We start from the raw sequence: 10,022 nt of genomic DNA, 5'->3' as shown, positions 1-10,022 counted from the left end.
CCATTAAAGTGGATAGTTAACACTTCGACAGAGGCTTATGGAAATCCTTGTTAGTTAATTGGTCCGTCGTAGAAAAAAAAGCAGATCCGGATATCTCCGATCTGCTTTTGGCGTTATCGCGCCCGCTATGTGGTTTGATAGCTAACCATCTTGCCTCTTTACTTAAGGACAACGATTCGCCTGATGCTCAAATGATCAAACAGGTCCTCCCATTCAAGCTCCTGTGCATACGGATCGCGGTAATAGGGAGAAACGGCTGGTAAATAGCCCATTAGCAAGCCCGAGCCGCCGCATAACATGGCGCCGCCATCCCCGCCCTTAAGCAGATAGGAGGTTTCTCCCGAAATCAGCTCGTATTGATATGGATCGCCCGCAAAGCACAAACCAAAACCATTTGGCTTCTCCAGGTCATAGCCGCCATCACCATTTTTTCCAGTTGGCTTTTCTCCATCCTCATTGCCAAAATATTTCACCCGGAGGCTGTAATCAAAGCTGTCTCCCCAAGGGAACAGGGTTCGGCAGCCGCCCCCAAACAGGTATTCCCACTGATCCTCCGTAGGCAGCGCAAATCCCTCCGATGAAAGCTCTTCAACAAACCCTTCATATGTCAAATCTTCATCAAAAACATAACATCTTACGCCATCCTGCTCCCGGACAAATTTGAAGCTGTTGTAACAGGTATATTCGTTGTAGCCGGAGGTTTTGAATTTTTCCAGCTCCTCATGAAAATCCTCGTAATCATACGCTTCTTCGTCCTGCTCGGAAACCTCGATCCACCCAATGGAGCGGGCATGGCGCTCAACCAGCATAGGCGGAATATCAGCGTTGCGGACTGGGGACATCAAGCTTTTCAAAAACAAGGTGCCGTCCTCTACATCGTATTCATTCAATACGGCCCGGAATTCCGCCTCCGTGGCTTCGTCCATTCCATCCCGCCACTCCTCCCAGCCAAGCGTCGCCGCGGTTCCAGGCACAAACACAAACTCGCAATCCTCATACAGGAATATTCCCGTTTCCAAAGCAGCTCCAAACCGCTCAAAAGCCGCAAGCCCTTTATAGGAAAACCCGTCAGGCAGAGAGTGCACAAGCTTTTTCAGCCATGCCTCCTTCTCCGCAGCGGGCGCATTTTCAAATTCAATCTTTGTCCAATAGGCCACTTTCCACAATCCCCCTCATTCAAGCTCCAAGCACTTGAAGTATACTATAAAGAGGAAGTTTTAACCTATAGGCTTTTTGACCTTCCTCGGCCACAAAGTAAAGCTGAAGCTATAGGCAAAATCAATGATCAAAATGATTCCCCATACCCGGATGCACTGCATTAGCGGCTCTGTTTGAGCCCCATCCCCAACAAAAAGTATGATGCCGTACAGAGTGGCGGCTCCAATGATCCACGCCAGCAAATGACTCAACCAGCCCCTCCGCTCATGAGCTGCATGGTCGGCGCCGTATTTGGGCGGCTTGGACGGCGCCGGCCCGTTAGCGAAACGATAGGCAAACTGCTTGTCGGCCCAGCCGATCATTTTGTGTCCGTACGCAATGGAAACACCGATGTAAATAGCAGCGATGCCATGAACAAAAGACGCCTCAGCTCCATTTTTCAAATCCAGAGCCGTCACAATCAGTAAAAGCAGATCAACCACGGGTGTCAATAAAAGCAGACTCCATCCCAGCTTTGGCTGCCTGAACATATAACGCGCAATCAGACCTGCAAGCACTAAAACCCAAAAGCCTACTTCACAAGCGATAATAATTACAGCCATCGTTTATCCTGCCCCTTGTTTAGATAAATCTGCTCTCTTCGGGCTTTTTGCGTATACACCGCAGCAGAATTTATCCTGAATTCCATGTCATCAATGGATATATTGAATTATATAACACGCCGTACTAAATAGAAAGAGGAAAAGTCCCTAGAGACCTGTTGTTGTATAAAAAAGGCCCCTGCATCCGGAATGCTGTCAACATTTCGGTGGCAGAAGCCCTCGGGATATGACTTATGAAAAGTAGAGAGAAGCTATTTTTTCAGCGGTTCGGGTAGCCAGCGCCTGTGTTGTCAAAGTCGGATTTGGACCGCCTATTCCATTGTAATGGACGCTATTATCCGCAATAAACAGACGTTTGACCTGATACGCCTCGCAATTGGCATCGACGACATGTCCTATTCTCATGGTGCTTTCAAGATGAAGCATAAAGGTAAAAGGCGTGTCGGAGCGGATAATGGAACGGGCTCCCGCTTGCCGCAGCGTTTCTGATGCGTATCTGGCCAATTGATCGCGCAGCTTCAGCGTTCGGATGCTTGGCGTATAATGAATGACTGGAATCGGGCCGTTTTCATCCCTAAGCAGCGGATCTACCTCCACCCGATTGTGATACAGTGTTTCATCATCCGTCAACAACAGCATCGTCATCGTTCTTGAATAATTCATCATCAGCTCTTTTAGCTGAGGACCTGCAACTAACCCCCGAATATCCCAAGGCTCGCCAGCAGGGGGAGGATTCAAGGCGTTATAGCCGGCTTCGCTGAAGCCATAGGTCAAATAAGACATCAGCCCGGGGCTAAGACAGGAAACCTGAAAAATACCGATGCCCGGAATATCGACCCGAGCGCCCGACGTATGTCCCGCATAGGGATACACCTGATCCATACCCATTATCCGCAGTAAATCCCGTTCGTCGAAAACGCCGCTCACCCAATCAAAGCAATGATTGGTCAAGCCTCTGCCCACCCAGTCATTATGCGGGAGACCGGAGTTCAGCCACAGACGCGGGGATTCAATGCAGCCCGCAGCCATAACCACCACTTTTGCCGAAAGCTCGCCGACCTCCCCGGACCATGTATCCCTGAACAATACGCCGATCGTTCGCACTCCCCCTTGAGCGTCAGCTTCAGTCAGCACTTTGATGACAAACGAATTTGGGCGAATGGCTACGCGCCCTGTTTTAAGCGCAAGCGGCACATAGCTGACCAGCGTGCTTCTTTTGGCAATCCGGTCGACGGACGGCCCTACGCTGCATCCGTTTACGCAGTTTCCTTTGAGGGTACACCCCTCCATATGGGATAATTGCTCCATCGAATATTGGGGGTCCATCAAGTGTTCATTAACGGGCAAAATGGCATTGGGGTTGGGCCGATAGCCAGGCTGAGTGACGTTGAGAGTCGCATTCAGGCCCCAGCCCGCTTTTTTGGCGCCGTAATAAAACAGCTCCTCCTTTGGTGTCGTAGGCGAAAACTGAACAGGCAGCGTAGCCTCTGCTTTTTCGTAATAGGGCATCAGCTCGCGGTAGCTTATTGGCCAGATTCCGTCTATTGCAACGGGAAAGGCGCGAGGCGATTGCGTCCAATAATGCTGGGTTGTGCCGCCTACCCCCGCAACCTGCCAGGTCGCTCCCTTTCCTGCCATTACCCGATGCCAGGGAGGACGGCTGCGGTCGGCAGGGCCAAAGCGGAATGCGCCGGAAACCATATCGTTCATATTATTTTCGTAGCCATTATATATTTTTTTGTAGATGCCGATATCCAGATCGCCGTATTCCGAGCTCCATTCCCCGCCTCGTTCGCTGTTTGGGTTTTCCCATTTTTTATTGCCGTACCAGGGACCTGCTTCAAGCACCAGCACATTCAAGCCGGCTTCGCCCAGCTCTTTGGCCGCAACGGCTCCGCCGCCCCCTGAACCAATGACAATAACGTCGGCATCAAAAGCCTTTTCAGCTTGATACAACAGTTGACGTCCCTCCTTCTCGCACGATGGTTAACGGGGCTCCCATATAAACCCGGTAGCCTGGCTGAACCCCTGGATATCCGACTTGACTCCAACTGACTGGGAAATATTGCAGCCTGCGGTCGACCGGCGTCATCAGGCGATTGCTGCCATAGGCAGACCACTCGGAATACATGCCAAACATCGTATGCCGATTCAAAAAACTAACCATCCAAACAATCCATATCTTGCTCCCATAAGGAGGAGGCAGCAAGCTCGTTTCAATCTGCGCATCTCCAAGCATTTGCAAAACGCGAATACGGTCCCAAGCGTCAAGCGACGCAAAAGGACTGATAGGCCATATGGAAAAGTCGGGCTGGCATCGCGCCTGTCCGGTATTGAGTAGTTGAATGGCGCCAGTATTAAGCAAAATCGCTGTAGATGCCGACAAAGGAATAGTAGCGAGCCCGCCATCCGCAATGAATAAAAGCGAATGATCCAGCTCCCAGATCAGATATTCGTGGATGCCTAAAGCCGCTGCGCCGTAGGCTTGCTCCGCCCCAAAAACGGAAAGCTCCGGCGTATCGGGGACAAGAGCCGAAACAAGCGCCCTAAAGGTCATTAGGGTGCTTGCTTCCATGTTTTCGGCATATGCCTTAGCAGAATACATAATAACCCTCCCCTTTTAGAGGATGTTCAAAAAGTCCGCTTTCCATTGCAGAACATGCCTGACGGCATGGCCAGCTGCGAATATGGCATTCAGCCGAAATCTCCGGTCCTCACTTAGCTCTCACTAAGCTCCGGTCCTCGATTTCTAGCTTCATCCCATCTTCTTGACACTGAAAACCGAACTTTTTGAATTTCATTTATATGAGGATGTTCAAAAAGTCCGCTTTCCATTGCGGGACATGCCTGGCGGTAATGGGCATACCTGCCCGATTCACTATTTTTATTCTCTAAAGGGCGAAATATGACCTAATCGTCGGGAAGCTACATTCTATCGCAGGGCTACAGGACAAGCTGGGCGTATACCTCGCCGGAAGGGTGGATTTGCCCAGTTTCAACAAAACCAAGCGATGCGTATAGCTGTTTCGCAACGGTATTTTCAGACTGATAGGTAATTTCCACAATTCTGGCTTTCCCATGAGCAGCCGATTCCGCTAATTGAATAGCTTTTATCATGGCTTCTTTTCCATATCCATTGCCCTGATAGCGTCTGTCAATCATCATTTTAAAAACTCCGTAATTGCTGGATTGAAAATCTCCATCGCCATCATCATAATCCATCATAATAAAACCAACCATCCGTTCGTCCTTATAGATCGCATATGTTAAAATGACCTGCCCTTCTTTTGAAGCAAGATAAGCCTCCGCGAGCGTATGCTGATTGGAAGACATAAAGCGCTTTTGCTCCTCCGTAATTTGCAGCTCTTATGCAGTAATTCCGTACAGTAATATTGCGTGTATGGCATGTAGCCCTCTCTCCTCCTTTCTCCTTTGGATGGCAACCTGGCTGATGTCTGTCTCCTTTTGGCGTTCCCTCATTAAAATAGTGCCTGTTGGCACGTTATGGTTTTGTCTTTATGGAAATTTTTTTGTTAACATGGAATCTGCCGGGTCAATGTCGAAATTGCCTATTCTTCCTTGCTGGCTGCGCGTCCAGCTTTTACATGCTTGAGTTGGGCCACGATAATAACGCTGATGATGACCAGCAGAAACCATGAGCTGATTTTACTAAAGCTGACCAGGCGCCAGGCATCATGCTGATCGGGATATTTCCATGCGCCCAGAAAGGTCGCTATATTTTCCGCAGTCCATATAAAAAAGCCAACAATGACAAAAGCAAGCGCTAATGGCATCCGATACGTCGCCTCGCGCACCCGGTAAATGATTATTGTTTTTCGGAAAACAATAAACACAAGCGCCGTCAGCCACCAGCGAAAATCGGGAATAAAATGATGCGTAAAAAAATTGAAATAAATAGCCCCGCCCAGCAAGGCAGAAGGAACAAGTCCGGGCCAGCCCGTCATATCCATGCGAAGCCTTCGCCAAATCTGACACATAAAGCTTGCAACACTGGCATACATAAATCCGCTATATAACGGAACGCCAAGCAGCTTCGTATACCCGGAATTCGGATAAGACCAGGACCCCATCCACACCTTGTACAGCTCAAGCGCTAAACCAATCAAGTGGAAAACACAAATGACTTTGATTTCGTCAAGCGTCTCCAGGCCGCTGCGATACATCAAATATTGCACGCCAAGCAGTATAAGCAAAATGACATCATAACGAGGGACATACGGAATCTCTATAACACTTGTGAGCGCTAATGTGCCAAAAATAGCAACCGGAAAAATACAGCTCATCGCCTGATGATAGCCAAAATGCAGAAGTTGTACGACCGCTTTCAATTGCATCCGCTCCTTATCCATGACTTCCATTCATCATATAGGTAAGGAAGGTTTTGAAAAAGAGAAAATCATCGTTTGCAATTTTCTTGTTTTCATAGCTCAAGTTAGAAATCTAAGTAAATGCTGGACTTCAGCCATAATGGGACGATTGGGACGGTGCGGGGCATATGGCTCTCCTGTCTCCATCTGTCGGCTGCTGTGCTCCGCGAAAAATACGACGAGCAGCTCTTTTCAGAAGCGCTCATTAGGGGGATATGGCGGTGGATGTTGGTGGTGAATTAGTGGTGGATTCACTGATGCGGACAACGATGACCGTTAGAAGCTGTTTTTTACGGAAATCCAATATGTAAAGGACATCGGCGTCCGTAAGCCCCTGTAAAACCACCCGTAATGAGTCACTTTGGATAGCTAAAGGACACGGGTGACCGTTGTTCAAGTCAAATCTAGCTGTTTCACACTGTAACGGTCATGAATGACCGGCAAAAGACAGATCACGTCAAAAAGCTCAAAAAACAAAGTGCCTGTTTCCTAGTAGATCCAAACTGTGCAGGTAATAGGGGCTTCTATGAGAAAGCCAAGTTCATTTGTTGGTATAGGCATTGTTCTAACTTTTTCCATCACTCAATAAACAAATAACCGAGTCAATCACAGCTTGAGGATGGTGAATATGAATAGAGTGCCAGCTTTCCCCCACAACAAAATGTTTCGTGTTCATAGTCAATTTTAAAAGTTCTTTCTGAGTTTCTATCCATTCTTTGCTCTGTCTTCCTGCTGATAATACGATTATGGGCATTTCTGATTTTAATGGCTGTGATTTATGTAGCTGCTCTGCACTTTCTAGTATAGATAGGAATTCTAAATAAGCTGCCTTATATGCATTGTTTCTATACCCTAAAGCGTTAACTATTTGCTGAATGTTAAAAGGTAATCTCTTAGCACCAATATGGCGTTTTATTAATCGAGGAACTGCAATAGGAGATAATAAATATCCTAGCCTCAGAAGATTTCGATGTTTTTTTTGCTCCATTCTGCGAAATTTACTGAAATCAGGGCCTGAAAATCGCTTTTCATGAGTTGAATCCACCAGGATAATACCCATAACGTCAGCAGGATATTTTGAAGCAAACAATCTCATTATCATTCCACCGTACGAATGTCCTACAAGTAAGTATGGCGGTTTCAAATCCAACATGGATAATTGTGTAAATCGGTAACATAGTTTTCACAAGTGGGTTTATTAATCGTTTGTGTGCTCCATCCAAAGCCTGCTCGGTCATATGAAAGAACTTTTGTATATCTGGAGAGAGACGGTTGTACTAGTGCCCAATCTAATGCGCAGCCGCCCATCCCTGATTCTAAGATTACAGTTGGCTGATGCTCACCTTCTCCAGTTACAACAGCATGTAGGTTATGGTTGCCGACATTAATTATTACTCCTTGTGTTTTGTATTGGTAAAGTGCCCGTTTTGATAAAAACGACTGAAAAATGGTTAATGGAAAGCCGATGGCTGCAATTGTTGATCGTAGAATCTTTTCTGGAACTTTTATCATTGTAGTTACTTGTACTCCTTTCCTATTGTGGTTCAGATCAAACAATACAGTTATATGCAATGTAAAAAAAGAGAAAGTTTTCATGTTAACTTTTCTTATTTTCATGAAGAGCTGTGTTCCTAGTAACGCTTATTGTTAAATCTTTAATCGCGAGGTACGGATGCCCCAGAGATTTTATGCGAGCTTCAAATCCGCATCTAGATATCAGCTACCCATATCCACTTGAGTTCGACATTCAAAAACAATGTCTTGCATTTCCTTTTTGAAGTGACATATATTGCTTGTTGAAATAAAATTAGCTTGAAACTGGAATTTTCAAGCTTCGATTTCAATTGTAGTACCAAGGAGGGTTAAAATGAAGCGGTTTAGAGGCGTTTTATTTTTCCTATTACTTGCCCTGGGGCTTTCCGCTTGCATTACGGGGAAGCATTCCGATTATAATTTTCAAACCGATTTAAATAGCGCCTTAATTGATCCCTCGATTCGTACAATGGATGATATCGTGGCGCTATCGGACTATATTGTTGTTGGCGAACTCACAAGCAGCAGCTCGTTTAGCAAAACAACTATCGAATATTCAGTCAAAGTTGTTAAACAGCTCAAAGGAAGGGATAGCTTGGAGGAAAACACCATTTCCGTATTTTCTGCCGAGCCGCTTGCGAAAGAAGGCTCGCAATATCTGCTTTTTCTGGAACAGCAAAACTCCGAGTTTTTTGAAGCCCCAACCTATGCCTCTCTCATTCATCCCAATCTGCTAGAAGACGGAACTTTCACAGCCGGGCCATTTATCGGCAAAACCTCAAAGCAAATCAGCAATGAAATAAATAAATCGTCCAAGCTGTCAAGCTATGACGATCCTGCCGATCCAGTACTTTACAGAGATAAGGATTTATCCCAGCTTATTGATGCTTCGGACTATATCGTACATCTAAAGTCAACTTTTGTTATTGAAGAAAACAAAGCAATCAAATTGGCGGCTTCGCAACAGATAAAGCAATATAAAGGCGACAAGCGGCTTGAGTCAAAAGAAACCTTTTTTCTCCCCCAATTTATTGAGGTTGAAGAGGAATATCTCGTTTTTTATCGCCTTCAGGATGCCGCCGATTCAACCGATAATCCATCCATAACGCTGACAGCTCGTCATGGCAGTGTTATTGCCAAAAGCGATACGGATCGTTGGGAATCGGCGCTTTCAGAATTGGAAGCCAATTCTTTACTAAAGAAATGAATGCAAACACGAGAGGGCGCCGTTATTGGACCCTCTCTTTTGTGTTTATTTGCTGGCGAAGTCTAAAGGGTAACTACGATCTAAATTGGCTGTTGAAATATATACAGAGTAAACAGCATTTTGGATTACGTTCACATTCAGGAACACCGAAATGGCATCGTTTCTTGTTACAGGGTTACCAGGTATAAAACGGACGGTAATAAAGGAATTGAACATCATTACCCTCTCCGTACAATGTTTCGAAATGGTCATTGCCGATAAGTTAAAGCCGCCCCGATTTATTTCTGGAGCGGCTTCATGAGGGATCATGATAGGGTGGTTCCTTCACGATGGCGGGCATGGCTCCGGGGTTGCTAGGCCTGATCCGATTCGTGCCAGGGGTGAGCTTAGGCAAGCTTTAGGATTTGGATAGAAGTACCCTCGGGCTGATCACCAAATACATCTAATGATGAATTTCCTTGAATCACTATAAGTTGAGTATTCGCTGTGGTAACTTGAATAATTCTTTCAGCCGTACACCATAAATTAGTAATAACAGAGGAATTGTTAACTGCAGCGCCTCCCCCTTCGTTTACAAGGACGCCATTTAATCTAAACCAAACAGCGATGGAACTGTTCGCGGCAACTTGACAATACAGGGAAGCCATCACCCGATAGACTCCAGGTTGAAGGGTGACGACTCCGGTTGCGGTGTTGAGCTGAATATCCGGTGTCGGGCTGGGCACCACGACAGTATTGAATGGTATAGGCGCATTGAAAGGTAAGGGGCCTATATTAATAGAAAGTCCGCCCACAAAGTAGCTCAGTACCAGTCCCGACGGTCCGGTTGCACCAGTGGCTCCGGTTGCGCCATCTGCTCCAGTCGGACCGGTTGGGCCGGTGGCTCCAGTTGCGCCGTCTGCTCCAGTCGGACCGGTTGGGCCGGTGGCTCCAGTTGCGCCATCTGCTCCAGTCGGACCGGTTGGGCCTGTCGCTCCGTCTGCTCCGGTAGGTCCCGTCGGGCCTGTCGCCCCATCCGCGCCGGTGGCTCCGGTTGCGCCATCTGCTCCCGTTGGGCCAGTTGGACCGGTTGGACCCGTCGCTCCGGTGGGGACTGTTATAATAGGAAACTGCAAAATAGCAAAATATAAGAGC

The 10,022-nt window shown here is 47.0% G+C and carries 10 protein-coding genes; 1 reads left to right on the top strand and 9 read right to left on the bottom strand.

The window, feature by feature from the left end:
• Positions 1 to 158: 158 nt before the first annotated feature.
• From A7K91_RS18685 to A7K91_RS26160, 8 genes are all read right to left on the bottom strand, one after another.
• A complete protein-coding gene (locus A7K91_RS18685) occupies positions 159 to 1,157 on the bottom strand; it encodes a formylglycine-generating enzyme family protein (RefSeq protein ID WP_068685551.1) in 999 nt (332 codons plus the stop codon).
• A gap of 60 nt (positions 1,158 to 1,217) precedes the next feature.
• Positions 1,218 to 1,760 (bottom strand): hypothetical protein, encoded by a 543-nt coding sequence (locus tag A7K91_RS18680; RefSeq protein ID WP_068685549.1) that lies wholly within the window; start codon positions 1,758 to 1,760, stop codon positions 1,218 to 1,220.
• A 231-nt stretch (positions 1,761 to 1,991) separates the two neighbouring features.
• The gene (locus A7K91_RS18675; RefSeq protein WP_068685547.1) at positions 1,992 to 3,716 is read right to left on the bottom strand and encodes a GMC family oxidoreductase N-terminal domain-containing protein; all 1,725 of its coding nucleotides are present in this window, start codon (positions 3,714 to 3,716) and stop codon (positions 1,992 to 1,994) included.
• Entirely contained in the window at positions 3,703 to 4,365 is a 663-nt protein-coding gene (locus tag A7K91_RS18670; RefSeq protein WP_068685545.1) for a gluconate 2-dehydrogenase subunit 3 family protein, read from the bottom strand. The genes A7K91_RS18675 and A7K91_RS18670 overlap by 14 nt, the downstream gene beginning before the upstream one ends.
• A gap of 338 nt (positions 4,366 to 4,703) precedes the next feature.
• The gene (locus A7K91_RS18665) at positions 4,704 to 5,093 is read right to left on the bottom strand and encodes a GNAT family N-acetyltransferase (protein WP_082967576.1); all 390 of its coding nucleotides are present in this window, start codon (positions 5,091 to 5,093) and stop codon (positions 4,704 to 4,706) included.
• Between the two features lie 236 nt (positions 5,094 to 5,329).
• On the bottom strand, positions 5,330 to 6,109 hold the full coding sequence (locus A7K91_RS18660) for a DUF817 domain-containing protein (RefSeq protein ID WP_156739656.1): 780 nt from the start codon (positions 6,107 to 6,109) through the stop codon (positions 5,330 to 5,332).
• Positions 6,110 to 6,713: 604 nt separating this feature from the next.
• Positions 6,714 to 7,250: a hypothetical protein gene (locus A7K91_RS18655; RefSeq protein WP_245697643.1), complete on the bottom strand. Its 537-nt coding sequence runs from the start codon at positions 7,248 to 7,250 to the stop codon at positions 6,714 to 6,716.
• Between the two features lie 38 nt (positions 7,251 to 7,288).
• A complete protein-coding gene (locus tag A7K91_RS26160; protein ID WP_082967573.1) occupies positions 7,289 to 7,765 on the bottom strand; it encodes an alpha/beta fold hydrolase in 477 nt (158 codons plus the stop codon).
• A 250-nt stretch (positions 7,766 to 8,015) separates the two neighbouring features.
• On the opposite strand from A7K91_RS26160, the gene A7K91_RS18650 reads away from it, so the two are divergent.
• Positions 8,016 to 8,888: a hypothetical protein gene (locus A7K91_RS18650; RefSeq protein WP_068685539.1), complete on the top strand. Its 873-nt coding sequence runs from the start codon at positions 8,016 to 8,018 to the stop codon at positions 8,886 to 8,888.
• Positions 8,889 to 9,274: 386 nt separating this feature from the next.
• On the opposite strand, the gene A7K91_RS27300 is transcribed toward A7K91_RS18650, so the two are convergent.
• A complete protein-coding gene (locus tag A7K91_RS27300; RefSeq protein ID WP_281198646.1) occupies positions 9,275 to 10,003 on the bottom strand; it encodes a hypothetical protein in 729 nt (242 codons plus the stop codon).
• Positions 10,004 to 10,022: the final 19 nt, after the last annotated feature.

The sequence above is a fragment of the Paenibacillus oryzae genome (assembly GCF_001675045.1).
Lineage (GTDB): Bacteria > Bacillota > Bacilli > Paenibacillales > Paenibacillaceae > Pristimantibacillus > Pristimantibacillus oryzae.
Note: the sequence above shows the minus strand (reverse complement) of the source record. Positions and strands in the feature narration are given on the sequence as shown.